22 protein-coding genes are annotated in these 26,000 nt (G+C 68.7%); 9 read left to right on the top strand and 13 right to left on the bottom strand.

Features of this window, described 5'->3' with window-relative positions; all coding sequences use genetic code 11:
• The first annotated feature begins 57 nt into the window (after positions 1 to 57).
• Both RU09_RS01600 and RU09_RS01595 read left to right on the top strand, forming a co-directional pair.
• Positions 58 to 1,755 carry a long-chain-fatty-acid--CoA ligase gene (locus RU09_RS01600; RefSeq protein ID WP_042536824.1) on the top strand — a complete coding sequence of 566 codons (1,698 nt, stop codon included), beginning with the start codon at positions 58 to 60 and terminating at the stop codon, positions 1,753 to 1,755.
• Between the two features lie 65 nt (positions 1,756 to 1,820).
• Entirely contained in the window at positions 1,821 to 2,816 is a 996-nt protein-coding gene (locus tag RU09_RS01595) for a LacI family DNA-binding transcriptional regulator (RefSeq protein WP_042536823.1), read from the top strand.
• 16 nt (positions 2,817 to 2,832) lie between these two features.
• Here RU09_RS01595 and RU09_RS01590 read toward each other — a convergent pair whose 3' ends face one another.
• Positions 2,833 to 3,198, bottom strand: coding sequence for a hypothetical protein (locus tag RU09_RS01590; RefSeq protein WP_042536822.1), 366 nt, complete (start codon positions 3,196 to 3,198; stop codon positions 2,833 to 2,835).
• Between the two features lie 182 nt (positions 3,199 to 3,380).
• On the opposite strand from RU09_RS01590, the gene RU09_RS01585 reads away from it, so the two are divergent.
• Together RU09_RS01585 and RU09_RS18830 are read left to right on the top strand one after the other, a co-directional pair.
• The gene (locus RU09_RS01585) at positions 3,381 to 5,012 is read left to right on the top strand and encodes a fucose isomerase (RefSeq protein WP_042536821.1); all 1,632 of its coding nucleotides are present in this window, start codon (positions 3,381 to 3,383) and stop codon (positions 5,010 to 5,012) included.
• Positions 5,013 to 5,192: 180 nt separating this feature from the next.
• Entirely contained in the window at positions 5,193 to 6,401 is a 1,209-nt protein-coding gene (locus RU09_RS18830; RefSeq protein WP_231567444.1) for an endo-beta-N-acetylglucosaminidase H, read from the top strand.
• A 57-nt stretch (positions 6,402 to 6,458) separates the two neighbouring features.
• Here RU09_RS18830 and RU09_RS01575 read toward each other — a convergent pair whose 3' ends face one another.
• The 4 genes from RU09_RS01575 to RU09_RS01560 are packed head-to-tail and all read right to left on the bottom strand — an operon-like array spanning position 6,459 to position 12,861.
• A complete protein-coding gene (locus RU09_RS01575) occupies positions 6,459 to 9,701 on the bottom strand; it encodes a GH92 family glycosyl hydrolase (RefSeq protein ID WP_231567443.1) in 3,243 nt (1,080 codons plus the stop codon).
• Positions 9,698 to 10,633, bottom strand: coding sequence for a carbohydrate ABC transporter permease (locus RU09_RS01570; protein WP_042536820.1), 936 nt, complete (start codon positions 10,631 to 10,633; stop codon positions 9,698 to 9,700). The genes RU09_RS01575 and RU09_RS01570 overlap by 4 nt, the downstream gene beginning before the upstream one ends.
• Complete coding sequence (locus RU09_RS01565; RefSeq protein ID WP_197065931.1) at positions 10,630 to 11,556, bottom strand: carbohydrate ABC transporter permease; 927 nt, start codon at positions 11,554 to 11,556, stop codon at positions 10,630 to 10,632. Before RU09_RS01565 ends, RU09_RS01570 begins: the two co-directional genes overlap by 4 nt.
• Positions 11,557 to 11,559: 3 nt before the next feature.
• Positions 11,560 to 12,861 (bottom strand): ABC transporter substrate-binding protein, encoded by a 1,302-nt coding sequence (locus RU09_RS01560; RefSeq protein ID WP_042536819.1) that lies wholly within the window; start codon positions 12,859 to 12,861, stop codon positions 11,560 to 11,562.
• Positions 12,862 to 13,072: 211 nt separating this feature from the next.
• Here RU09_RS01560 and RU09_RS01555 point away from each other — a divergent pair, with 211 nt between their 5' ends.
• On the top strand, positions 13,073 to 14,383 hold the full coding sequence (locus RU09_RS01555; RefSeq protein WP_042536818.1) for a glycoside hydrolase 5 family protein: 1,311 nt from the start codon (positions 13,073 to 13,075) through the stop codon (positions 14,381 to 14,383).
• 32 nt (positions 14,384 to 14,415) lie between these two features.
• Here the strand turns inward: RU09_RS01555 and RU09_RS01550 are convergent, their stop codons facing one another.
• On the bottom strand, positions 14,416 to 15,447 hold the full coding sequence (locus RU09_RS01550; RefSeq protein WP_042536817.1) for a LacI family DNA-binding transcriptional regulator: 1,032 nt from the start codon (positions 15,445 to 15,447) through the stop codon (positions 14,416 to 14,418).
• 165 nt (positions 15,448 to 15,612) lie between these two features.
• On the opposite strand from RU09_RS01550, the gene RU09_RS01545 reads away from it, so the two are divergent.
• Positions 15,613 to 18,609: an alpha-mannosidase gene (locus RU09_RS01545; RefSeq protein ID WP_042536816.1), complete on the top strand. Its 2,997-nt coding sequence runs from the start codon at positions 15,613 to 15,615 to the stop codon at positions 18,607 to 18,609.
• Positions 18,610 to 18,669: 60 nt separating this feature from the next.
• Entirely contained in the window at positions 18,670 to 19,080 is a 411-nt protein-coding gene (locus tag RU09_RS01540; protein WP_042536815.1) for an MmcQ/YjbR family DNA-binding protein, read from the top strand.
• Here RU09_RS01540 and RU09_RS01535 read toward each other — a convergent pair whose 3' ends face one another.
• The 7 genes from RU09_RS01535 to RU09_RS01505 all read right to left on the bottom strand — a co-directional run bounded on the left by RU09_RS01535 (position 19,081) and on the right by RU09_RS01505 (position 23,434).
• Positions 19,081 to 19,737, bottom strand: a complete 657-nt coding sequence (locus RU09_RS01535; RefSeq protein WP_042536814.1) for a hypothetical protein — start codon at positions 19,735 to 19,737, stop codon at positions 19,081 to 19,083.
• Positions 19,734 to 20,219, bottom strand: a complete 486-nt coding sequence (locus RU09_RS17975) for a MarR family winged helix-turn-helix transcriptional regulator (protein WP_082040993.1) — start codon at positions 20,217 to 20,219, stop codon at positions 19,734 to 19,736. Before RU09_RS17975 ends, RU09_RS01535 begins: the two co-directional genes overlap by 4 nt.
• Positions 20,220 to 20,253: 34 nt before the next feature.
• On the bottom strand, positions 20,254 to 21,030 hold the full coding sequence (locus tag RU09_RS01525; protein ID WP_042536813.1) for a hypothetical protein: 777 nt from the start codon (positions 21,028 to 21,030) through the stop codon (positions 20,254 to 20,256).
• Between the two features lie 4 nt (positions 21,031 to 21,034).
• Positions 21,035 to 22,162 carry a hypothetical protein gene (locus tag RU09_RS01520; RefSeq protein ID WP_042536812.1) on the bottom strand — a complete coding sequence of 376 codons (1,128 nt, stop codon included), beginning with the start codon at positions 22,160 to 22,162 and terminating at the stop codon, positions 21,035 to 21,037.
• Complete coding sequence (locus tag RU09_RS01515) at positions 22,159 to 22,455, bottom strand: hypothetical protein (RefSeq protein WP_042536811.1); 297 nt, start codon at positions 22,453 to 22,455, stop codon at positions 22,159 to 22,161. Before RU09_RS01515 ends, RU09_RS01520 begins: the two co-directional genes overlap by 4 nt.
• A complete protein-coding gene (locus RU09_RS01510) occupies positions 22,452 to 22,760 on the bottom strand; it encodes an SAV_915 family protein (protein ID WP_042536810.1) in 309 nt (102 codons plus the stop codon). Before RU09_RS01510 ends, RU09_RS01515 begins: the two co-directional genes overlap by 4 nt.
• A gap of 83 nt (positions 22,761 to 22,843) precedes the next feature.
• Positions 22,844 to 23,434 carry a hypothetical protein gene (locus RU09_RS01505; protein ID WP_042536809.1) on the bottom strand — a complete coding sequence of 197 codons (591 nt, stop codon included), beginning with the start codon at positions 23,432 to 23,434 and terminating at the stop codon, positions 22,844 to 22,846.
• A gap of 120 nt (positions 23,435 to 23,554) precedes the next feature.
• Between RU09_RS01505 and RU09_RS01500 the strand changes: the two genes are divergently transcribed.
• On the top strand, positions 23,555 to 24,781 hold the full coding sequence (locus tag RU09_RS01500; protein WP_042536808.1) for a glycosyltransferase: 1,227 nt from the start codon (positions 23,555 to 23,557) through the stop codon (positions 24,779 to 24,781).
• On the top strand, positions 24,778 to 25,998 hold the full coding sequence (locus RU09_RS01495) for a glycosyltransferase family 4 protein (protein ID WP_331451819.1): 1,221 nt from the start codon (positions 24,778 to 24,780) through the stop codon (positions 25,996 to 25,998). Before RU09_RS01500 ends, RU09_RS01495 begins: the two co-directional genes overlap by 4 nt.
• Positions 25,999 to 26,000: the final 2 nt, after the last annotated feature.

Below are 26,000 nucleotides of genomic sequence, written 5' to 3'. Positions count from 1 at the left end.
GCGTGCGTCGGAGCAGGGCGGGGGAGCCTCACAGCCGACCGGGGCAGGATGGAGGACATGTCCGTCAACCCGCACGAATCCCGGCCATGGCTCGCCTCCTACGCAGATGACGTTCCTGCGGAGATCGAGGCTCCGACCCAGACGCTGCCCGAGATGATGGCGGCCAGCGTCTCCGCATTCGCGCGTCGCCCGGCGCTCGAGTTCTTCGGCGCGGTGACGACCTACCGCGAGCTCGGCGATCAGATCACGCGCGCCGCCGAGGGGCTCCGGCGCCTGGGCGTGCGCAAGGGCGATCGCGTCGCGCTGGTGCTGCCCAACTGCCCGCAGCATGTCGTGGCCTTCTATGCGGCACTCCGTCTCGGCGCCATCGTGGTCGAGCACAACCCGCTCTACACGGCGAGGGAGCTGCGGCACCAGTTCGAGGATCACGGCGCGAAGGTCGCGATCGTCTGGGACAAGACGGTCGACACGATCGCGGACTTCCCCTCGGACCTGCGGGTCGAGCACATCGTGAGCGTCGACCTCACCGAGGCGATGCCCGCCTCGCAGCGGCTGCTCCTGCGACTGCCCATACCCAAGGCGCGGGCGTCGAGGGCCAAGCTGACAGCCACCCCGAAGACGCGTCGCGCGCTGGCCTGGAAGAAGCTGGTCGACCATCGTCCGCTCTCGCGTCGCATCGAGGGCCCTTCGCTGGGCGACACCGCGCTGCTGCAGTACACGAGTGGGACGACGGGCGACCCGAAGGGCGCGATCCTCACTCACGCGAACCTGCGCGCCAACGCGATGCAGGGTCGCGCATGGGTGCCAGGACTCGTCGACGGCAAGGAGACGTTCTACGGTGTGCTGCCGCTGTTCCACGCCTACGGGATGACGCTGTGCCTGACGTTCGCGATGAGCATCGGCGCGAAGCTCGTGCTGTTCCCGACCTTCGACCTCGGCCTCGTCACCAAGGCGGCGCGCACGAGTCCGCCGACCTTCCTCCCTGCCGTGCCGCCGATCTACGACCAGCTCGCGCGTGCCGCGTCACGCGGGACCATCGATCTCTCCACGGTCCGGTTCGCGATCTCCGGTGCGATGAGCCTGCCGGTCGCGACCGTGCAGCGGTGGGAGGAGGCGACCGGCGGCCTGCTCGTCGAGGGATACGGCATGACCGAGAGCTCGCCCGTCGCGCTCGGAAACCCGATGGGCCGCAGCCGCCGCCCCGGCACGGTCGGCGTGCCGTTCCCGAGCACGGAGATCCGCGTCGTCGATCCTGCCGACACCGACGTCGACATGCCGGTGGGCGAGCGGGGTGAGCTGCTCATCCGCGGACCTCAGGTGTTCCAGGGCTACTGGGGCCGCTCGAGCGACACCGCCGACGTGCTGCTCGCCGGCGGCTGGCTGCGCACCGGCGACATCGCCGAGGTCTCTGCCGACGGCTTCGTGACGATCGTGGACCGCCTCAAGGAGCTCATCATCACGGGCGGCTTCAACGTCTCGCCCAGCGAGGTCGAGGATGCGCTCGAGGCGCACCCTGACGTGGCCGCCGCCGCCGTGGTCGGTCTTCCGAGAGCGAGCGGAGGCGAAGAGGTCGCCGCCGCGGTCGTGCTCCGCGAGGGTGCGACACTCGACTCCGGCGCGCTGCGCGACTTCTGTCGCACCCGGCTGACCCCCTACAAGGTGCCCAAGCGCATCACGGCGGTCGATGATCTTCCTCGTTCGCTGATCGGCAAGGTGCTGCGCAGGCAGGTGCGGGATCGGATGCTCGCCGACTGACCGTCGGACCTCGTGCGCCCGATCGCGAGCTCCCCGACGCGATTGAAATCGGTTACAGTGTGCCGATGGTCACGATCTACGACGTCGCTCGACTCGCGCAGGTCTCGCCGGCCACCGTCTCGCGCGTGTTCAACGGCACCAGCGTCTCGGCGTCGAAGGTCGAGGCGGTGCGTCGAGCCGCCGAACAGCTGCGCTTCACCCCCAACCGCACCGCTCGCACCCTGCGGCGGCAGAGCTCCGAGGTCATCGGCCTCGTGATCCCCGACATCGAGAACCCGTACTTCACCGAGATGGCCCGAGGCGTCGAAGACGTCGCCTCGGAGGCCGGGTACTCGGTCGTGCTCTGCAACTCCGACTCGCAGCTCGAGAAGGAGGCGACCTATCTGCAGATCGCGATCTCCGAGCACATGTCCGGCGTGATCATCGCGACCGCCGACGAGCGCTCCGACCTCGGCGGCATCCTCGCGACGGGGCGGCCGGTCGTCGCCGTCGACCGCAGCACGACCTACGACATCGACGGCGTCGTCATGGCGAACCGGGCGGCCGGCGCCTCGGCCGCGAAAGACCTCATCGATGCCGGATACCGGCGCATCGCCTACATCGGCGGTCCCGAGCACATCGACACGGCGGCCGAACGGGCCGCGGGCTGGCGACAGGCGCTGAGCGCAGCGCATCCGGATCTCGACCTCGACGACCTCGAGCGGTTCACCACGTTCCGCGTCGACGGCGGGCGAGAGGCGATGGAGCAGCTGCTCGCACTCCCCGAGCCGCCTGATGCCGTGGTGGCCGGCAACAACCTCATCGGCGTCGGAGCGATCCAGGTGCTGTCCGAGCAGGGCCTGACCCCGCCGCAGGTCGGCGTGGCGGTGATCGGTTCGCTGCCCTTCACGACGCTCTCGCCCACAGCCGTGACGGTCGTGCGGCTGCCCGCACGTCACATGGGAGTGACGGCGGCGCGGATGCTGCTGGAGCGCATCGGCGGCGATGATCAGCCGTCGCGCACGGTGGTGCTGCGCAACGAGATCCAGCCGGCCAGCGCCGTCGCCACGGCCAGGGGCTGACAGCACCCGCGGTCCCTCACTGAGACCGCCAGAACCGGGTCGCGAGGTGCGTGAGCTCGGTGTCGAGGTCGTCGACTTTGCCCTCGACACGAGTGAGTCGGGTGTCGAGGGAGTCGAGCCGCACGTTCATCACCTCGAAACCGGCTCGCATCTCAGTGCGCAGCACGTCGATCTCGCCGCGCAACTCGCCGCGAAGCCCTCCGATCTCGCCGCCGAGCTCGCTGCGAAGGCCGACGATCTCGCCGCCGAGCTCGCCGCGAAGGCCCCCGATCTCGGCGCGAAGCACCCGGCTGAACTGTGTCGTCATCAGGGTCATGCCGCCGAGCATCGCGCTCGCGAAGATGCCGATCATCGTCCAGGCCTGCGGATCGCTCAAGTCCATACCTCCATTGTTCGGCGCGGAACTCAGGATGTCACCGGGGTCCCGCGCTGTATGCCGGAGTTCACACTCGGTGTGCACAAGTCGGCGATGTTGGCGACGGTGTAGAACGGATGGCCGGTTGCGGTCTGAAACCGATTTCACATACAGTGGCAGAACACGTGCGATCAAGGAGGACGCGAGTCATGACCTACACCCTGCCGGCACCGGCATCCCGACCGGCGTCCGCGCCGAAGACCGCGTACCTGATCGCCTCGGGCGACCTGCGCGAAGCCGCCAACACCGGCGGCTGGCCCGTGCAGGTCGAGCTCGAAGCAGGCGTGACCGGCGTCTTCAACGACCTGGGGTGGACTGTCATCCGCGCCAACGACGTCGACCCTGCGGCCGGCCACGGCTTCATCTCGAGCCAGCGCATGGGTCTCGAGGTCTTCAAGAACATTCCGACGGATGCCCCGCTGATCGTCGCCGAGGCGGTGTGGCAGTACTCGCACCACGTGCTCGCAGGTCTGCGCACGCATGAGGGTCCGATCCTCACCGTCGCGAACTTCGCGGGTGACTGGCCCGGCCTCGTCGGGCTCCTCGGCCTGAACGCCGGCCTCACCAAGATGGACAAGCCCTACGCCACGATCTGGTCGGTCGACTTCACCGACGACTGGTTCCGGGCCGGGATCGAGGAGTGGACCGAGACCGGCTCGATCACGCACGACGCGTCGCACGTGCGCCCGCTGCCCGAACTTCCCGACAGCCCCGAGAAGCTGCTGGGCGAGGCGCTGGCCGCCGAGCTTCGCGCCGAGAAGGCCATCATCGGCGTCTTCGACGAGGGCTGCATGGGCATGTACAACGCGATCTTCGACGACGAGCTGCTCAACAAGACCGGCATCTACAAAGAGCGCCTCTCGCAGTCGGCTCTGTATGCCGAGATGCTCGAGGTGGGCGACGACGAGGCGGATGCCGCCTACGACTGGCTGATCGACGCGGGCATGACGTTCCGGTACGGCGAGGACGCCGAGACCGAGCTGACCCGCGAGCAGGTGCAGTGGCAGCTGAAGATGTACATCGCCGCGCTCCGCATCGCCGACGACTTCGGCCTCGACGCGGTCGGCATCCAGTATCAGCAGGGCCTGAAGGACCTGGTCCCGGCATCGGATCTGGCCGAGGGGATCCTGAACTCGACCGAGCGCCCGCCCGTCACCTCCCGTGACGGCTCGCGCGTGCTGCACGAGGGCCGTGCGTTCCCGCACTTCAACGAGGCCGACGAGGGCGTCGCGGTCGACGCGCTGGTCACCGATCGGGTGTGGCGCGCGATGGGACTCGTGCCCGACAACACCCTGCACGACGTGCGCTGGGGCGAAGATCACGACGGCCAGTTCGTCTGGGTCTACGAGATCTCGGGGTCGGTGCCCGCGTCGCACCTCGGCGGCTGGCAGAACGCCGAAGGATGGCGTCAGGGCCACGTGTTCTTCCCGGCGGGCGGCGCGACGATCAACGGCGTCTCGAAGCCCGGCGAGATCGTGCTGTCGCGCGTGTTCATCGCCGACGGCATCCTGCAGGCCGACATCTTCCGCGCCTCCGTCGTCGAGCTCCCGGCGGAGGAGACCCAGCGCCGCAAGGATGCGACGAACCCCGAGTGGCCGATCGCGCACGTGGTGCTGCACGGCATCTCGCGCGATCAGTTCATGGCGCGGCACAAGGCCAACCACGCTCAGCTCGTCTATGCGCCGGATGCCGAGACGGCCGACAAGGCGCTGGTCGCCAAGGCTGCGATGTTCGCGGGCATGGGCATCAAGGTCAACCTGGTCGGAGACGTGACGATCTGACCGCTGGGTGAGGGTGAGCTCCGGAGGGCGGCCGGGGGAGGGGGCGGATGCTGCGGCATCCGCCCCCTCCTGGCTGTCGGGCCGGACTTCTTCCGCGTGGCGTACTTAAGCGCTATAGTCGGCCGCAGGTCGCGACGGTGCGGCCGGATTCGACAACGACGCCGAAGGAGACGATCCGTCATGAGTCAGAACGTCAGGAATCACCGATTGCGAAAGAGCATCGCCGGGCTGGGGGTGCTCGCGACCGCTGCTGCAGGCATTCTCACCGGTTCGCTGGGGGCTGCCGCCGAGAGCGCTGAGCCGGCCGACCCGAAGCTCGCCGTCTATGTCGAGGTGAACTCGAACGATTTAGCCAACGTCGCCGACTACACGCTCGCCGAGTCCGGCGATGCAGCCATCGACATGGCGATGATCTTCGCTGCGAACATCAACTACGACGGTGAGAAGGCATACCTGCACTTCAACGAGCGGGTCACCGAGACGCTCGATGATGCCGAGACGCAGATCCGTCCTGTGCAGGCGAAGGGCACCAAGGTGCTGCTCTCGGTGCTCGGCAACCACCAGGGTGCCGGCTTCGCGAACTTCACCTCGTTCGCGCAGGCCGATGCGTTCGCCGCTCAGCTCGCCGACGCCGTGACGACCTATGGGCTCGACGGCATCGACTTCGACGACGAGTGGACGAACTACGGCGCCAATGGCACGCCGCAGCCCAATGCGGAGTCGTTCGGATGGCTGGCCACCGCGCTGCGCGACCGCCTCGGCCCCGACAAGATCATCAGCCTGTACGCGATCGGCCCGACCTATACGACGACCGACTTCACGCTGTTCGATGCAGCGAGCGTGCTCGACTACGCCTGGAACCCCTACTACCCGACCTACGATGCGCCCGTCGTTCCCGGCCTCGAGGACCGCGGTCTGCTCGGGGCTGCGGCCATCGACCTGGCGAACACGAGCGCAGCCACCGCCGCGGACTTCGCGACCCGCACTGTCGCCGACGGCTACGGCGTCTATGTCGCCTACAACCTCACCGCGACCGACCAGTCGGCGTATCTCTCGGGCATCACCGAGGCGCTGAAGGGCGAGGCGACCGAGTATCGGGCGGCGCCCCGCGACACGACGCCCCCGACCGTCACGGTCAAGGAGGGCGCGCGGTTCACGAAGGGCGATGCGGCGGCCGGCTATCAGCGGGTCAGCTTCACGCTGTACGACGAGGGCAAGATCGACAGGCTCTACGTCAACGGCGTCGAGAAGGATCTCACAGACAACGAGTGGAGCGACCTGAACTTCGTGAAGTCGGGTGCCTTCGGAGCGGTCACTGGCGCGAACACGCTACAGGTCGTCGACGTCGCCGGGAACACCACCGAGGTGTCGTTCATCCTGTCGAAGTGATCACCTGAGATCGAAGCGATCACCTGAGATCGAAGTGATCACCTGAGATCGAAGCGATCACCCGAGGTCGAAGACCTCGATCTGACGGATCGTGACCCCGGCCTCCGCCCGCACGCGGATCGCCGGGGTCACGACCGGTGCCGCCAGCTCGAACGGGGTGGTGCGGTCTGCGGCCAGCTCCGCGTCGTGCGTGGTCGGTGCCGCGGTCCAGTTCCCGTCCTCATCGATGACCTCCCACTGCAGGCGCGACGATGGGGCTGCAGCGACCATCGTCACGGTGAGGTCGCTCACGGCGCGGGGCTCGGCGAAGCGGCATCCCGCCCATTCGCCGGCGGCCAGGGCGACGCCGCTCGAACCGCCATGCGCGCCGTCGTCGAAGAGGCGCCGGGCATCGACGACGGATGCCGCTGCGATCGCATCGGCTCGCTCGGCCGTCAGATCGCGACACCAGGTCGAGTGGGCTGCCGGTGCGTGCTCGCCCGTCTCGAGGGCATCCGAAGGATCGGTGACGAAGACCAGTTCGAGGTCGGCGTCACCGGCCAGCGCGGCGATGGGGAGCTCGGCGCGATCGAGATCGACCCCGTCCAGTCGCGCGCTCTGCAGCACGTGGGCGGCCGGCTCGCTGCGGTGAGAGCGGATGCGCAGCGAGGAGCCGTCGGCGCGATCGACGCGGATGTCGTCGAAGAGGGGATACCCGATCCGCAGCACTCCCGACGCGAGCTCGAGCGGGTAGAGCCCGAGAGCCGCCCACAGCCACCACGCGCTCATCTCGCCGTTGTCCTCGTCGCCGGGGAAGCCCTGACCGATGTGGGCGCCCGCGAAGAGGCGGGCGGCGAGCTCGTTCACGATCCCCGCGGTGCGCCATGGCCGGTCACTGAACGCGTACATGAAGGGGATGTGGTGGGCGGGCTGATTCGAGATCGCGCACATGCCGGAGCGCAGCGCCCGCGCCTCGCGCTGCTCGTGGATGACCGCGCCGTATGCTCCGCCGAAGCGCTCGTCGGCTGTCTCGGGCTCCGCGAAGAGGTCGTCGAGATGCTGGCCGAAGGCGTCGCGGCCGCCATGCAGCGTCGCGAGTCCGACTCCGTCGTGCACGGCGCCGACCGACATGCCCCAGGCGTTCGTCTCGACATTGTCGCCGCCCCAGGTCCGCGGGTCGAAGGCCGGCGCGAAGCCGCCCGCGGAGTCCTTGCCGCGGAGGAAGCCGGAGTCCGCATCGAACAGGGTGCGGTACGACAGCGCCCGGTTCGCGAAGTACCGGGCGAAAGAGCGGTAGCGCGCGGCATCCTGTGCGGACTCCGCATCGGCGGCGAGCTGCGCGGCGAACCGGCCGAGTGCGGCATCGCTCACGGCGTTCTCGATGGTCCAGCTCATGCCCTCCGGCACGTCGGACGAGATGAATCCGGTGAAGCGCCCGCGGGCGATGCCCTTGCGACCGCGCAGCGCATCGGGCCCCGGCTCGCAGGCGTTGCGCCAGCCGCTCTCGAACGCCTCCGCACGGTCGAACTCCACTCCCCACCGGGCGGCGTCGGCGAAGATCTGGTCGCTCGACGTTCCCACCATGCTGTCGACGTATCCCGGGGCGCTCCACCGGGCCATCCAGCCTCCACGGCGATACTGCTCGAGCTGTCCGTCGAGCAGCCTGCCCGTCACGGCAGGGTCGAGCAGCGCGAGTGCCGGCCATTCGGTGCGGTAGGTGTCCCAGTAGCCGTTGTTCACCACCAGCTCGCCGTCGACGATCGGGGCGCTGGTGGTGCGTTCGCCGAACGGCTCTCGCGCCGCGAAGACGTCGGCGAATCGAGGGATGGGGGCATCGGCGGTTCCCGCGTTCTCGGCGGCGGTGTTCGGATACAGATGCATCCGGTGCAGGGCCGCGGCGATCCGGCTCACATGCTCGTCGTGCGCCAGTCGGCGATACGGAGCCTCCGCCTCGGGGAGGGGCGGGATGGTCACGCGACCCAGCACGCGGTTCCAGGATGCTGCGGATGCCGCCCGCACCTCGTCGTAGGTCACCTCGGCCGGCGCTTCGAGGTCGAGGCTGCGTCTGGCCTGCTCGATAGACACGAACGACACCGCCACGCGCACCTCGAGCGAACCGCGCCCGCCGACATAGCCGGCGACGTGCACCCGCTCGGCGTCGTCGAGCGCGCCGCGCGGGCCCGACGCGTCGTCACCCTCGCTGCGCAGCACCACGCCCGCGAAGTAGCAGCGCGGAGCGTTGCCCCAGTCCTCGGTGCCCTCGGGCGTCCACCCTTCGAAGCCGCCGTCCTCCGTCCAGGTCAGGCGTCCCTCGTCGGTCGGCTGATCGATCACGAACCCGACGATGGCGTCGGCCTCGGCGCCGCGCACCCGGAAGGCGGCGGCGTGCGAGGTCGCGGTCATCTCTGCGCGCAGTCCGCCGAGGTCGACCGCGTACTCGTGCGGGCGGGCGCGCTCGGACCCGGGGGTGATCCAGCGTCGACGCTCCCCACGGTCAGACATCGGGCGTCCGTCGAACGGCATGAGCTGGAGCACCGAGCGGTCGCCGATCCATGGACTGGGCTGATGGGAGAACTGCAGCGCTTCGAGGCGTCGCCCCGGCGGGTCGTCGTGGATGCTGGGGCGGTACGGCCAACGGGTGTCCGAGGCATCGGTCGCCGGAGTGACGAACGTGAAGCCGTGCGGAACGGCGACCGCGGGGATCGTGTTGCCGCGCGAGAAGCGCGGTCCGGAGTGCGTGCCTCGACGGGTGTCCACGCGTTCGACGGGAGGAAGGTCCGCCGCCGCGGGCTGCTGCGGCATCTCCTCGACGACGCACTGCACGAAGCCGCTGACGCTCGAGGGGAGATCCGCGTCGGTCGCCAGGGATCCTGTGCCCAGGACGAGTTCGACGGTGACCGAGGTGTGCGGCACAGAACCCGAACACAGCGGGGCGAGAGACACCGTGTCGGCGTTCCACTGCTCCGGCAGACTCCAGCGGGCCCCGAACTGCGCATCGGCGGTGAGCGGGAAGTCGTAGCGGTCGCGCACGGCGGCGATGTCACTCAGCCTCGCGCCGTCGGCACGCCGCGCATCCACGGTCACCGCGAGCGCCGCATGCGGGGCGAGGGTCGCGTCGGCGCCGTCGGAGTAGAACGCCCAGTGCAGCACGGTGTCGGACGTGACGGGGATGTCTGCGAGTCCAGGCACGTCGATCCGCTGCTCACCCGCCGCGGGGTCGAACGAGAAGGCGAAGACCTGCCCGGGGATCACGCCCGCCCGAGGACGAGATGACGGTGGATCGACCGGCCCGTCGGCGGGCATGAGGTGCACGGTGCTCACCCCTTGACCGCGCCCTCCTGCACGCCCTTGAAGAAGAACCGCTGCGTGAACGAGAACATGATCACGATCGGCACGAGCGCGATCATGGTGCCCGCCGCGATCAGACGCGGATCGACGGAGAAGCTGCTGTTCAGATAGGCCATGCCGACGGTCAGCGTGTACTTCGACGGGTCGGAGAGCACGATGAGGGGCCAGAGGTAGTCGTCCCACGCGCCGATGAAGGCGAAGACGGCGACGACCGAGACCATGCCCCGGATGTTGGGCCACACGATATGGCGGATGCGCTGCCAGGTCGTGGCGCCGTCGACGGTCGCGGCATCCAGCACGTCCTGGGGAATCATCCGGCACGCGGTGGCGACGAGCAGCACGTTCATGGCGCTGATCGCGCCGGGCAGGAACACGCCCCACAGGGTGTCGGCGAGGCCGAGCGCGCGGATCGTGAGGAAGTTGCTCGTCACGGTGACCTCGCCGGGGAAGAGCAGGGTCGACAGCAGGATGGCCATGACGATCCACTTGCCGCGGAAGCGCATGCAGCCGAGGGCGTAGCCCGCGAACGTGGCGAGGATCACGTTGCTGAGCACTGTGCCGACCGAGACGAGCAGGGAGTGCCAGGCGTAGAGATAGACCGGGACGATCTCGGCGACGGTGGCGTAGTTCTGCAGCGTCGGCTCGCGGGGGATGAGGTTCGGCGGGAAGGAGTAGATGTTCTCCTGCGGGCCCTTGAACGAGGTCGAGAGCTGCCACAGGAACGGGCCGATGACGATCACCAGTACGAACAGCAGCAGAGCGTAGCGGCCGATCAGCCCGCCGAGCGTCGGCTTGCTGAAGTCGCCTGAGCCGCGGCGGCGGAAGATGCGTTCGCGTGTGGTCGCGGCGGTCTGATCGTCGGGACGCCGGTCGTCGTCGACGCGCGGCGGGGTGAGCGTGCTCATGCGGGGACCTTCGCCTTCTTCTCGCGATTCATGATGGCGATCGCGGCGAGCGGGATCAGGGTGAGGAGGAACAGGGCGACGCTGATCGCCGAGGCATAGCCGATGTTGCCGTTGAGACCGGAGCCGACCTGACGGATGAGCATGACCAGCGACATGTCGTAGCCGCCCGGCCCGCCGGTGCTCTTCGAGAGCACGTCGAGCTCGGCGAACACCCTCATCGCCGAGACCGCTATGAGCACCGCGATCAGGAGCATGGCACCGCGCACCGAGGGGATCGTCACCGAGAGGAAACGGCGGAACGACCCTGCTCCGTCGAGCATCGCCGCTTCATGCAGCTCCTTGCCGACGTTGCCGAGGGCGGCGAGGTAGACGACCATGTAGTAGCCGAGGCCCTTCCACACCGTCAGCAGGATCGCGCAGCCGAGCAGCAGCCAGCGGTCGACGAGGAACGCCATCGGCTTGTCGACCAGGCCGAGGAACTCGAGCGTCTGGTTGATGATGCCGCGACTGTCGAACAGCCAGGTCCAGATGAGCGCGACCACGACCACCGAGGCGATGACGGGGAAGTAGAAGGTGGTGCGGAAGAACGCGATACCCGGCAGCTTCTTCTGCACGAGCAGAGCGAGAAGCAGCGGGAGGATCGTGAGCAGCGGCACGCAGACGACCACGTAGATGATGCAGGTGGTGAGGGCGTTCCAGAACATCTCGTCGCCGAACATCCGCTCGTAGTTCGCCCCGCCGACGAACTCGGGGGTTCGCAGGGGGCGGGCGTCGGTGAAGCTCAGGAAGACGGTGTTGAGGAACGGCCAGAGCGCGAACACCAGCACCCAGATGACGGCGGGGCCGAGGAGCAGCCACGGGGTGAACCACCGGTGGGACGTGATGCTCTTCCTCCGGCTCCGGATGCTGGTGTCCGTGCTCATGGCTTACTGGTCCACGCGGTTCGCGTTGGCGTACTCGACGATCTTGTCGAGCTGCTCCTGCGCGTCGGCTTCGCCGTTGACGGCGAGCGCGATCTGCTGAGTCATGTACGTAGCCATGTCGGATGTCCACTGGAACGGGATGGCCTTGGCATCCTCCATCGCGGTGAACACGGTGTCGATCGCCGACAGCTGCTTCTCGTCGGTGATCGACGACGAGATGTTCTCGACCACGGCGTCACCACCCGACGACGTGCCGGGCGCCGTGCCCACGGCGAGGGACGAGAAGGCGACCTGGTTCTCCTCGTTCGTCGCGAACTCGGCGAACGCGAGTGCAGCCTCCTTGTTGTCGGAGTCGGCGGAGACGTTCAGTCCCTGCACATAGAGCGGAGGGATGCCGAGACGCTGCGTGGCGACGGTGTTCTCCAGCAGCGCGGGGGCGTCCTTGGCGAGGTCGGTCGTGAAGCCGGTGCCGCCGGTGGTGAAGGCGACCTTCTCCTGGATGTAGGCCTCGGCGTTTCCGCCGTAGTCGCCGGTCAGAGCCTCGGCGGGCATCGCCCCGGCCGCATACGCGTCGGCGTACTTCTCGATGATCGCTGCGGCCTCCTCGGTGTTGAAGTCGAACTCGCCCTCGTCGTTGATGACCTCCATGCCGGCGGAGGTGAAGGTGTCGAGAGCGGGGATCGACGACAGCAGCTGCACCTTGCCGCCGGACTCGGTGGCCACGTCCTTCGCGAGGGTGAGCAGCTCGTCGACCGTCGTGGGGAGGTTCTCCTCCGTGACGCCGTAGGGGGCGAGCTGCGCGAGGTTCCACCACGAGGCGTCGCTCGAGAGGTACCAGGGCAGACCGTAGGTGCCTTCGACGCCGGGGTACTGGCTGTACGCATCCCATGCGCCGGCGTTGTACCCGGACTTCAGGTCGGGGTCCGCCGTCTCGAGGTCGACGAGCTTGCCGGCGGCGACGAGGGGGTACGCGATGTCCGGCGGCAGGTTCAGCACGTCGGGGAGGGTGTCGGCGTTCGCCTGGCTCAGGATCTTCTCCTGGTAGCCGTCGCCCGGCTGGTCGAGCCACTCGACCGTGACATCCGGGTGCTCCTTCTCGAACGCGTCGATCAGGTCTTCGAAGTAGGGGGTGAACTTCTCGTTCTTCAGCGACCAGGTCTGGAACTGGATGGTTCCGCTCAGCTCACCGGAGGTGTCGATCGGACCGGCGGCACCCGATGTGGCGCCGCCTCCGGTGCAGCCGGCGAGCGCCATGGCGCCGATCGTGAATGTTGCCAGAGCGACAATGCGTGCGGGAACTTTCATCGTGCTTCTTCCTCGAGGCGGGCGATTGGCGGTGTCCGTCCGGCGGACTACAACGCTTTAGCAGATGAAACCATCCGTCGCGGTCTCTGTCAAGGTCTCGACGCTCCGCGTGCATGCAGATAGCGGAATTCCGGGTGGCGGCCTCGTGCTCAAGCGTTATAGTGGTGCGAAATGTCCTCGCCGGAGGGCTCTGTCGGAAAGGTCCGGACACATGACGCAGCGCCGCGCTCTCGATGCTCGCCTGAGATTCGGGGCGAACTACACGCCGTCGAAGGACTGGATGCACTCCTGGCTCGACTTCACCCCCGATGACGTGCGGCGCGACTTCGCGGCCCTCGCAGAGCTCGGACTCGACCACGTGAGGGTCTTCCCCCTGTGGACGGTGCTGCAGCCGAACCGCACGCTCATCCGCACGAAGGCGATCGACGATGTCCGCGCCATGGTCGACATCGCTGCCGAGTTCGAGCTCGATGCGAGCGTCGACGTGATCCAGGGGCACCTGTCGAGCTTCGACTTCGTGCCCTCCTGGCTCTACACCTGGCACGACCGCAACATGTTCACCGACCCGACAGCGCTCAGCGGGCAGGTCGACCTCGTGCAGACGCTCGCCGGCGCGCTGCGCGACGTCCCGAACTTCCTCGGGCTGACCCTCGGCAACGAGACGAACCAGTTCTCGGCGCACACGCATCCGTCGCCCTGGCCGGTCACGACCGACGAAGCTGGGCACTGGATCGAGTCGCTGCTCGCTGCCGCCGAAGGAGCGGCACCCGGCCTCTCGCACGTCCACAGCGAGTACGACGCGGTCTGGTACATGGACGGGCACGGCTTCACCCCCGCGCATGCGTCGCGCCTGGGCGAGATGACCACGATCCACTCCTGGATCTTCAACGGCACGGCTCAGCGCTACGGCGGCAGGTCGGTCGCCGCCGACCGCCACGCCGAGTACCTCATCGAGCTGTCCCGCGCCTTCGCCACCGATCGCGAGCGACCGGTCTGGCTGCAGGAGGTGGGCGCCCCGTCGAACTGCCTCGACGAGAGCGAGATGCCCGGCTTCCTCGAGGCGACGCTGCGGTCGGCGGTGCGAACGGAGAATCTCTGGGGCGTGACCTGGTGGTGCTCGCACGATGTGAGCCGTGAGCTCGGCGACTTCCCCGAGCTCGAGTACTCGCTCGGCCTGATCGATCAGAGCGGTGCGGCCAAGCCCCTCGGCCGCCGGTTCGCCGAGCTGATCCCCGAACTGCGCGAGCGCCGCGCGGTGCCCGCCCGCGAGACGGCGATCGTGGTCGACGTCGACGAGCGCGAGGTGCCCGTGAGTCGCGCGGCTCTCAGCCCGGGCGGTGCGGTCTTCCAGGCCTGGGTGGATGCCTGCGACGCCGGCCTCGACCCTGCCTTCGTGACGTCGCAGACGGCTCTCGACGACGCGGCGCTCGCCACGCGCGGCATCCGTCGTCTCATCCGTCCTGATCTCTCGACGAGCGAGGTCGACCCCTACGGCTCCGTCAACACCGTCGTCGACGGCTGACGACGACGTCGCGAGACGCCGGAGAGTCGTCGTCAGGATGCTGCCGCCGGCGGAGCCGTGCTCTCGCGGGCGGTGAGGGTCGGCGTCGGGCCCTGAGCGCTGGGCAGGTTGAGGCCGGCGACGATCTGCTGCAGCAGCAGTGTCGCGGCCTGCTCGCCGAGCTCGAACGTGTCACGGGTCATCGCGGTGATCGACGGGTTGATCAGACCGGCGATCACCGAGTCGTCGAAGGATGCGATCGAGACGTCGCGCGGAACGGCGCGGCCCATCTCCTGGGCGACCCTGAGGCCGGCCACCGCCATCACGTCGTTGTCGTAGACGATCGCCGTCGGGCGCAGGCGGCCCGAGAGCTGGGAGCGTGTGACGGCGGAGGCCCTGGCGGGGGAGAAGTCGGTCGTGATCACCTCGCCCGCGATGCCGTCGGATGCCATGGCGTGCAGCACCTCAGCGCGCAGACGGGTGTGCTCGAGCTCGGCGGGGCCGGCGACGTAGGCGATGCGCGTGTGCCCCAGGGCAGCGAGGTAGGAGAAGAGCGTCTCGGCCACCTCGTCGTCGGCGATCCAGACGCTCGGCACTGCTCCCTCGGGGGAGGGCTTCGAGCCGATCATCACCGCGCGGGCGTCGAGCGCCGCGATCCGGTCACTGCGGGGGTCGTCGTCGCGAGGGTCGATGAGGATGATGCCGTCGACCTGGTTCGACGACCGCCACTGCCGATGCACCTCCATCTCCTCGGCGATGTCGGTGACCAGGCGCAGCTGCAGACTGACCTTGCTCTCGGAGAGCCGCGACTCGATGCCGGCGATGAGGTCGGTGAAGAACGCCTCGGATCCGAGCGAACGGGCGGGACGCGCGAGTGCGAAGCCGACCGTGTTGGCGCGGGCGCCGACCAGGGCGCGCGCCGCGGAGCTGGGCTGCCAGTGGTTCTCCTCGACGATCGCGAGGATGCGCTGACGGGTCTCGTCGCTCACGCCGGGGCGTCCGTTGAGCGCGAACGACACGGCTCCGGGCGAGACTCCGGCCATGCGCGCGATGTCCGCGATGGTGACGCGTTTGCCCGAGGTCATGCGCCTCACACTACTTGATCGGTTTAGCCGCTCGGAAGCTGTCGAGCGTGATTCCGGGCGAGTTTACTAGATCGCTTTAGTAAATCCGATAGCATTGTCGGCAACCGCCCGACTCCCGGGCGCGAGTCAGGTCCCCTCTCACCGTCGAGCCCGGAGAATCACACCATGCATGACGACACCTCGCTCACCGTCGGCCGCGTCAAGCGGGTGCTCGACGAGCGCATCCGCCCGGCCGTCCACTCCGCATCCGTGCCCCTCACGATCGAGGTGAACCAGCTCCCGGGTGAGCCGATCAGCCCCGCGGACGGGCTCGCTCTCGACTTCGCCCCGGCCTCCGTGCCGAGCATGTGGGGCCCCGCCTGGTCGACGACCTGGTTCAAGATCACCGGTCGCGTGCCCGCCGAATGGGCCGGCCGCCGGGTCGAGGCCGTCATCGACCTCGGATTCGACATCAACATGCCCGGCTTCCAGTGCGAGGCGCTCGTCTACCGGCCCGACGGCAGTCCGGTCAAGAGCATCAACCCGCGCAACCAGTGGCTGCCCATCACCGAGGACGCTCACGGCGACGAGCCCGTCGAGCTGTATCTCGAGGCGGCCGCCAACCCGGTGCTGCTCGACTACCACCCCTTCCTGCCGACGCAGGAGGGCGACATCCGGACGTCGTCCCGAGAGCCGCTCTATCGCACCCGCCGCATCGACCTCGCCGTCTTCGAGCAGGAGGTCTTCGAGCTGTCCCTCGACCTCGAGGTGCTGTTCGAGCTGCAGGCCGAGCTGCCGGCGACGTCGCCGAGACGCATGCAGATCCTGCAGGCCATGGACGACGCCCTCGATGTGCTCGATCTGCAGCGCATCGTGCAGACCGCACCCGACGCCCGCGCTCGCCTGGCAGACGTGCTCGCAGCGCCCGCCGAGGCCAGCGCGCACCGCATCTCGGCGATCGGCCACGCGCACATCGACTCCGCCTGGCTATGGCCGGTGCGCGAGACGATCCGCAAGGTGGCCCGCACCACCTCGTCGATGACGACGCTCATCGACGAGCAGCCGGACTTCCTCTACGGCATGTCGAGCGCGCAGCAGTACGCGTGGCTCAAGGAGCACCGGCCCGAGGTGTACGCCAGGGTCAAGGCCGCCGTCGCCGAGGGGCGCTTCCTGCCGCTCGGCGGAATGTGGGTCGAATCCGACACCGTGATGCCGACGGGTGAATCGCTCGTGCGCCAGTTCTCCTATGGGCAGCGCTTCTTCGAGCGGGAGTTCGGCATCCGTTCGAAGGGCGTCTGGCTTCCCGACAGCTTCGGCTACTCGCCGGCTCTGCCGCAGCTCATGCGCCGTGCCGGGTTCGAGTGGTTCTTCACGCAGAAGATCTCCTGGAACCAGCAGAACGTCTTCCCGCACCACTCCTTCCTCTGGGAGGGCATCGACGGATCGCAGGTGTTCACGCACTTCCCCTCGATGGACACCTACAACTCCCAGCTCAGCGGCATGGAGGTCGCCAAGGCCTCGCGTCAGTTCAAGGAGAACCGCGTGACATCGCGGTCGATCGCCCCGGTGGGCTGGGGCGACGGCGGTGGAGGCACCACGCGTGAGATGACCGGCAAGGCGAAGCGCCTCGAGAACCTCGAGGGCAGCGCGCGGGTCGTCTGGGAGCACCCGGACACCTTCTTCGACGCCGCCCGCGCCGAGCTGCCGAACCCGGCCGTCTGGGTCGGCGAGCTCTACCTCGAGCTGCACCGCGGAACCCTCACCAGCCAGCACGCCACGAAGGCGCTGCACCGCTGGGCCGAGCACGCGCTGGTCGAGGCCGAGCTGTGGGCGGCGACGGATGCCGTGCGCACCGGCGCCGCATACCCGCAGGCCGAGTTCGATCGGCTGTGGGAGACCGTGCTGCTGCACGAGTTCCACGACATCCTGCCGGGCACGTCGATCGCGTGGGTGCACCGCGAGGCCGTCGAGGTCCTCACGAACGTGCTGTCGGATGCCCGGGACATCTCCGATGCCGCTCGGCGTTCGCTCGCGGGCGAGGGGGATCGCGAGCTGCGGTTCGTCCCGACGTCGGTCGGTGGCGGTGGACGCGCGCTCGGGGCGGGCTTCGTCGAGGCGCCTGCCCCGGCATCCGTCATGCTCTCCGGCGAAGACGGCGGGTGGCGCCTCGAGAACGAGCTCGTCTCCGTGCTGATCTCCTCCGAGGGGCTCATCGTCTCGGCGGTCGACAAGACCTCGGGTCGCGAGGCGGTGGCCGAGGGGCGCGCGGCGAACCTGTTCCAGCTGCACCAGGACTTCCCGAACATGTGGGACGCCTGGGACATCGACAAGTACTATCGCAACAGCGTCGACGACCTCACCGCGGTCGACTCGATCTCGGCATCTGTCGTCGACGGCACGGCCTCCGTCGTCGTGACCCGGTCGTTCTCGCAGTCGACGGTCGAGCAGACCATCACCCTCGCGCCCGGTCAGCGCACCGTGCTGCTCCGCAACGACATCGACTGGCACGAGACCGAGAAGCTGCTCAAGCTGGCGTTCCCGCTCGACGTCCAGGCCACGCACACCGAGGCCGAGACGCAGTTCGGCTACCAGGCGCGCGTGACGCACACCAACACCAGCTGGGAGGCGGCGAAGTTCGAGACCTCGATGCACCGCTTCGTGCTGGTGCGCGAGCAGGACTTCGGCGTCGCGCTCGTGAACGACTCGATCTACGGCTACGACACCTCGCGCGAGGTGTCGGATGAGGCCGTCACGACCACGGTGCGGCTCTCGCTGCTGCGCGCGCCGCGGTTCCCCGACCCCGACACCGATCACGGCCACCACCAGATCGAGATCGGGTTCGTGGTCGGTGCGGACGCCGCGATCGCGACCGCCGAGGGCATCCGCCTCAACTCGCTGCCGACCCTGGTGCGCGGCGCGCACGAGGTCGCGCCGCTCGTGAGCGTCGAGGGTGAGGGCATCGTGGTCTCGGGTGTGAAGCTCGCCGACGACGGCTCGGGCGACGTGATCGTGCGACTCTACGAGGCGCTCGGGCGCCGTGCGGTCGGGTCGCTCGCTGCCGACTTCGAGCATCAGGAGATCCGCGAGGTCTCTCTGATCGAGGACGCGCTGGACGACGGGCGCGTGGGCGGCGAGCTGCGTCTGCGGCCGTTCGAGGTGCGGACGCTGCGCATCGTGCGCTGAGACCTGCGTCATCCGCGGTCGCCATTGTGGCGGGCTGCCTCATGGGAGGACGATGGGCGGATGGCGACAGTCGATGACGTTCGAGAGATCGCGCTCGCGCTGCCCGGCGTGACCGAGCGCGTCGGTGGTCACACGGGCGAGCCCTCCTGGCGGCTGCCGAGCGGTCAGATCGCCTGGGTGCGCGGCGCCAGCAAGGTCGATCTGCGCCAGCTCGCAGATCTCGGGCTCGTCTGGCCCGACGGCCCGGTGCTGGGCGTGCGAGTCGCGAGCCTCGAGGAGAAGGCGATGCTGCTGGCGGCAGAGCCCGAAGGTCTGTTCTCGATTCCGCACTTCGACGGATACCCCGGCCTGCTGGTGCAGCTCGACGCGGTCGAGCGCGACCGGCTGGCCGAGATCATCGCGGACGCGTGGCTCGTGCGGGCTCCGGTGCTCGTCGCGAAGCAGTGGCTCGCGGAGCGCGGTCTCGACTGATCAGGTCGCCGTCAAGAACGGCCGGGCCGCGTCGATGAAGCTGCGAGGTTCATCGGCCCACAACCGGATGCGGTCGACGTGGTGCACTCCGCCCTTCGGTGCGAGACCAGGGAGCCGGATCGCGACCGGGCGTTCGAGCTCGATCTCGATGTTGGTCTCGTCCTGCATCCGCTCGGCGTACTCCGAGCCCGTGATGCGCGGCTGCTTGGGTTCGTCGACCCGGCGGCTGATAGCGACCGACGCGATGTCGGCCCAGCCGATCGGCACATCGAGCTCGAGTCCGCTGCGCACCCGCACTCCGTCGGGCCCCACCGAATGCGGCCGCATGAGCATCGCGCACAGCAGGCCGACCATCCACGTGACGCCCCAGATGCCGAGCACCAGCAGCGTGATCCGCACGGCTGGCCACTGGTGCACGATGAGGTCGAGGATCGGGATCTCGACAGCGGAGAGGCCGATGAAGATGAACAGCACCGTGAGCACGGGGCGGTGGTAGCCGATTCCCGTGCCGCCCTTCGGGACTGCGGGGCGGCGGGCGATCGCGCGGGCAATGCTCGAGTACACCCGCAGCTCGGCGATCCATGCGCGATGGAGGAAGTCGAGGATGCGCGCGATCGGGGTCGGGCTCGGAGCGGTCGTCTGCAGTTGCTCGGTCATGCGGTGTCTCCGCGAGGGGAGGCGGCGCCCGCGCTCTCGGGAGCGGGCATGGCGGCGGTGGTCACGAGGTGCTCGAGGTGTGCGGCCACGGCCGAGAGGCCGCGCTCGACGGCCGCGCGGTCGGCAGGGGCGATCGCCGACAGCAGAGTCTCGTTGAGCTGCGCGTGCTCGTCCTGCATCCGCGCCATCGTCTCGGTGGCGGTGTCGGTCAGCTCGACCAGAACCGCGCGTCGATCGGTCGGGTGCGGGGTGCGGCGGACATGCCCCGACTTCTCGAGCGCATCGACGAGCCCGGTGATGTTGCGAGGGGTGACCTCGCAGAGCTGCGCCAGCGCCTGCTGCGTCGACGGCCCCGCGTGCTGGAGTACCCAGAGCAGGTGCACGCGGGCTGTCGTGAGGCCGGTGCCGTCGAAGGCACGGGCCATGTCCCTCTGGAAGAGGTCTGCGATCAGCAGCAGGCGGTCGACGAAGAGCGGTTCCATGATCGTGATGGTACTACATAGTTACCTATCTTCACTAGGTTGTCGCTGAGCCGGGTGCGAGGCTCTGCTCGACCGCCCGCATCGCCGTGATGCCGTCCGTCAGCGCCTGGCGACGGTCGGGGGCGTCGCGGAAGAGCGTGATCACGGCTGCGACCGCCGCCGGGTCCGACCCCAGATGATAGGCGTCGATGATCGCGGGCGTGCGACCGGCGATCGAGACCGTCAGCTTCGGGCCATGCGGTCCGACGAGGTCGACGGCGCCGATCTCCTCCCAAGGGACGTCGAACGACGAGGCTCCGCGCACACCGTGCAATCCGCGACGGTCGAGGACGAGACCGAGCGGCGTGCGGAGGGACAGGAGCTCCCGTCCGAGTCCGACGAGCGAGACGAGTCCGAGCACGTACGGACCCCACTCGAGAAGCCGTCCGCCCATCGTCGGAAGCTCGAGTGTCTGGACGAGGAGATTCACCACGGCGGGGAGCACGCCGACGGTCGGGACGAGCCAGAGCACCGCGCGCGCGCCGCCGGACGGCGTGAAACGCAGGGGACCGACTGTCGAGATCCGGACGAGGCGTTCCCGCAGCGACCTCGCGCGGACGACGAGCGCGACGGCCAGCGTGCCGGCGTAGACGGCGAGTGACAGCATGACGAGTCGGAATCCCGACCGCCCGTCGACTATGGCGAGCAGCAGGGGCAGAAGCGGGAGTACGCCGACGAGCATCAGTGCTGCAACGGGGAAGTGCCCCTTCGGATGTACGGACCGGGAACCGTCGACGATGCGAGGTGATCGGGCGATCGTCTTCATCAGCATCCGTTCAGCCTGCCAGCTGAGGCGGCTGCCAGAAGCGCGTGCCGTCCTCGAGCCACTCGTCGATCGACTCGCGGGCATCGACCGGCACCCACGCCTCCCAGGCCCACGTCGCTGCGGACCCGACAGTGACCGTGGCGACGACCGCGCCGCCGATGACCCATCCGAGAGGTCCTCCTGCTGCGGCTATGGCGCCGCCGGCCGCCGCACCGCCTGCCGCTCCTCCGAGCGCTCCGGCGATCTGGGACGAGCCCGATTCGCCCTCTGCGATCGCGGCGCCGATCGTGACGATCTCGATGGCCGGTCCGACGATGGGGATGATCTTGCCGATCCGACTCACCTGTTCGACGTGGTCGAGCAGCTCTTCCATGCCCTCGCGGATGGCTCGCGGATTGGCGGCCTCGGCCGCTGCATGCGTAGCGGGATTGCCGGATCGGAGCTGGTCCGTGAACGTGTCGGCGTCGGTCTGCATCTGCTGAGCCAGGGTCCGCCACTCCGCCAGGTCGCGCTCGGTGCGAGCGTCGGCGGTTTCGAGCGCGGCGTCGACGACTGTCTTGTTCGGATCCGTGGCGCTGAGTTCGCCGAGGAGTCCGTCGAGCGGCGACAGATCCCCGAGGCACGCGATCAGCGGGGCGAAGTTCTCCGAGCACCACGTCTCGAGCTCACCCCACCACGTACCGACGCGCGTGGCGAGGTCGTTGTACGTGGTCACCTTCGAGATGAAGGCATCCCATTCGGCGGTCAGCTGAGGGTCGGCGTCAGGCGCCGGGCACGCGGAGAGATCGGTTGTCGGCTCCATCACGACCTTGCCGTGGACGGTGAGCCCGCGGTCGGCCGCCTGAGTCAGGTAGGAGTCGAAGTCCTCGCGGCCACGGTCGAGCCGATTCGCATAGGCGTGGATCACGGGTGAGGCATCACCCAGGTACTTCATGGCGGGACTGCAGCGGTTCCGCACGGCGGTGGCGGTGCGCTGGAACGCGCTGCCCGCCTCTCCTCGCAGGTAGTTCTCGCTCTGGCCCGCGACGTAGGCGAGCTCGAGGTCGACCTCGACGAGCGAGGAGCTCATGCGGGACATCCAATCACCGAGCGCCCGGACGGCTGTCGGATCGCCGGGGATGCGGAGACTGATGCTCATCGCCCGTCCAGCTCCTCTTCGATGTCGCGGATGTGGTCGGCTATCTCTTCGTTCTTCACCGTCATGTCGTCGAGGACGTCGTTCGTGATGGCCGACAGCCCCCTCGTGGCGTCGTTCGCGACGCCGGCCGCCTCGGCTCCAGCCGACGCGATCAGAGCGATGATCGACGTGGCGATACCCGCGTCGGGCGCGGAGGGAAGATCCGAGAGCGTGGCGTCGGACTCGTCGATGCGGGCGATCACCTCTCGAAGGCGGATCTCCATGCCGTCCCGATCCACATAGATGTCCGTCACGCGAGTCGCCCTCCCGTGCGCAGGGATGCCGGAACGGGGAGATCGAATGCCACGATGTCGAACGCCTGGACCTGTTTCACGCGGCCGAGTTCGGGAGTCTGCAGCATGACCCACGGCTGCGCCTCGCCGCAGCACGCCGCGAGGCGATCGAGCGCCGTGTAGGCGAGAAGCCCGGTCCGTCCGTCGGTCAGCGGGCGGACGGCAAACTGCCTTCCCTGGTCTTCGGGAAGATCGATCACCGGAAGGTAGAGCACCGGCGGCACGATCGTGCCTCCGGTCGCCGCTATCGGCTGGCTGTTCCACATCTCGTTGCCCCCTCGGTCGTGGATATGGCGCCGATCATACCCGCCCGTGGCGGCTCAGCCGTCCGGCTGCGACGCTCGGATCGTCACGCCGGGTCGAGCCTCAGCACCTCGGGCGACTCGCCTCCCGCGACCTCGTCGGCGACGCGGATGCTGCGCGCCAGGTCGTCGAGAGCGCCGTCGAGCGTGCCGAAGCGTTCGCGGTCGCTGCACATCGCGGTCAGTGTCACCAGATGCGTGCCGGTGTCCCAGGTGTAGGTGGCGAAAGGCGGTGACGCGGGCGACGGCGGCATCGCGACCACGAGCTTCTCTCCCGTGCCCAGCCACCGGCTCGAGAACGACTGGGTGTCGTCATAGTCCATCGGCATCGATGCGCGAGCGACCCGCACCTGAGGGGTCAGCGCCTGCACGGTGGCCATCGCGACGACCAGCTCCGGATCAGCCTTCCACGTCCACACGAGCACGCGACCGTCCGCCCGACGCATCAGCATCGGCGCCGCCTGGCTCATCGCCCACGCGCCGATCCGCGAACCCGGGCGCTCGGTGACGCCGATCGCCGAGTTCACCTGCCCCAGCAGCATCCTTATCGCAGCCTTGCGATGCCGGCGCCCCTTCCAGCCGAGCGAATCGGTGACGGGGATCCACAACCGGGGGTCGGCGTCGGCAGTCAGTCGCATGCCTCCACGCTAGGGGGTGAGGCTGAGGGATGCCGGTATGCCTCGGCGGCCCGATCAGGCCCCTCAGGTAGAGTGGCCAGCGCCCGATCGGGCTCTTTGACCGCCGTACCGTAAGGCAGAATGTCCTCCTCTACCTCCGATCCGACGAGCGCTCCCGACGTCGCCCCCGACTCCGGGCAGCGTCCGCTTCGCATCCTGATCGGCTGCGACACCTTCGCGCCCGACATCAACGGCGCCGCCCGCTTCGCCGAGCGTCTCGCGGCCGGACTCGTGCAGCGCGGTCATGACGTGCACGTCGTCGCACCGAACCAGGCCTACCGCCGAGCTGCACCGCGCACCGAGGTGATCGAGGGCGAGCCGATGACCCTGCACCGGCTGCCGTCGGTGCGCTGGGCACCCCACGACTGGCTGCGGTTCGTGTGGCCGTGGCGGGTGAAGCACTACGCCCGCAAGATCTTCGACAGCGTGCAGCCCGACATCGTGCACATCCAGTCGCACATCGTGATCGGCCGCGGCCTCTCTCGCATCGCGCACGAACGTGGCATCCCCGTGATCGCGACGAACCACGTGATGGCCGAGAACATCCTCGACCACACCACCATGCCGAAGTTCATCGACGATCTGGTGCTGCGGTTCGCCTGGGCCGACGCGAAGCGCACGTTCGGCCTGGTGCGCGCCATCACGACACCGACCCGTCGGGCGGCGGACTTCCTCGAGCGCACGGTGGAAGTCACGGGCGTCATCCCGGTCAGCTGTGGCATCGACCGCACGCAGTACACCCCGGTGATCGCTCCTCGCGATAAGAACCGCATCATCTTCGTCGGACGCCTGACCGCCGAGAAGCAGGTCGAGGTCATCCTCGAGGCGATGACGAAGCTCGACCCGGCGCTCGAGGCGACGTTCGACATCGTCGGCGGTGGCGACCAGCGCAAGCAGCTCGAGAACCTGGCAACTCAGCTGGGCATCGCCGACCGTGTCACCTTCCACGGCCGCACGACGGATGAGCAGCTGCGTGCACTGCTGTCGCGCGCGTCGGTGTTCACCATCGCCTCGATCGCCGAGCTGCAGTCGATCGCGACCATGGAGGCGATGGCCTCGGCGCTGCCGATCGTCGCAGCGGATGCCGTCGCCCTGCCGCACCTCGTGCACGACGGTGAGAACGGCTACCTGTTCGAGCCGGGCAACGCGGATGCCCTCGCCGCGCGATTGACCGACGTGCTCACCGCATCGCCAGGCGAGTACGCGCGGATGCAGCAGGCATCGCTCGACGGCGTCGCGATCCACGACATCAACCGCACGCTCGACACGTTCGAGGCGCTGTACCGCGACGAGCCGCTTCCCGAGTGACGACGCCCGTCATGCACATCGTCTTCTTCGGCGATCAGCACCTGGACTCCCTCGGCGGAGCTCAGGTGTCGATGCGGCTGCAGCGAGAGTTCCTCGAGCGCGCCGGCCACACGGTGACCGTCGTCGCACCGAAGATGCACGGGGCTCGCGCCTCACGCATCGCCGACTCGTCGAACGTCGATCTGCCGTCCGTGCCGATCACCACCGACCGCGAGTACTCGATGAGCTGGCCCGGCCGATCCACCGACCGTGCGCTCGACCGCAGGATGACGCACCGCCCTCCGGTCGATCTGGTGCATGTCCAGGCCGACTTCTGGGGCGCTTTCATCGGCCACCGGTATGCCGCTCGTCACGGCATCCCCGTCGTCCACACCATGCACAACCGCGTCGATGTCGGGATCGCCGCCGTCACGCCGCTGCACGGCCCGGTGCTTCGAGCACTCAACCTCTGGCGCCGCCGCGCGCTGCGAGGCGCCGCGGAGCAGATGCGCGGGAACGACGGCTGGGCCTTCCTGCGTGGCATCGCGAGCGGCTCGTCGGCCGTGACCGCACCCTCGACGCATTTCGCACGCCGCCTCGAAGAGCACGGGGTCTTCAGTCCCGTCGACGTGGTGTGGAACGGCATCGACGACGACGTGCGCGAGGCGACGCTCGCCGCCGCACCGATCGGACGCGCACCTGGGCGTCCCCGCTTCGTCTGGCTCGGGCGCATGAGCCCCGAGAAGCGCCTGCTGCCGTTCCTCGAGGCCTTCGTCGAGTCGGGAATCGACGCCGACCTCGAGATCATCGGGGGCGGCGCTCAGCGCGCCGCCGCCGAGAAGATCGTCTCGGGCCTGTCGAACGTGCACTTCGCCGGCAAGCTCAGCTACGCAGACACTCTCGCCCGCATCGCCGCCGCCGACGCACTCGTGCAGACGTCGATCGGCTTCGAGACGCAGGGCATGACGCCGTTCGAGGCGGCCACCCTCGGCACGCCGTCGGTGATCAGCGACCCCGACATCGCGGCAGAGCTCGGGGGCGGACTCTGGGCCGCGCCCGGGGCAGCCGGCACCGAGGATCAGCGACGAGCGGGTCTCGTCGAGACTCTGCGCCGCGCGGCATCCGACATCGCCGCCGGCATCGCACCGCAGCCGATGCGCGAAGTCTCGGAGTCGTTCCGCCAGTCTTCGCGCACCGCGGCGATGATCGAGATCTACGAGCGCGTGCTCGCGGGCTGATC

This window comes from Microbacterium sp. MEJ108Y (genome assembly GCF_000834175.1).
Lineage (GTDB): Bacteria > Actinomycetota > Actinomycetes > Actinomycetales > Microbacteriaceae > Microbacterium > Microbacterium forte.
The sequence above is the reverse complement of the archived record's forward strand: the minus strand, read 5'-3'. Positions and strand labels throughout refer to the sequence as shown.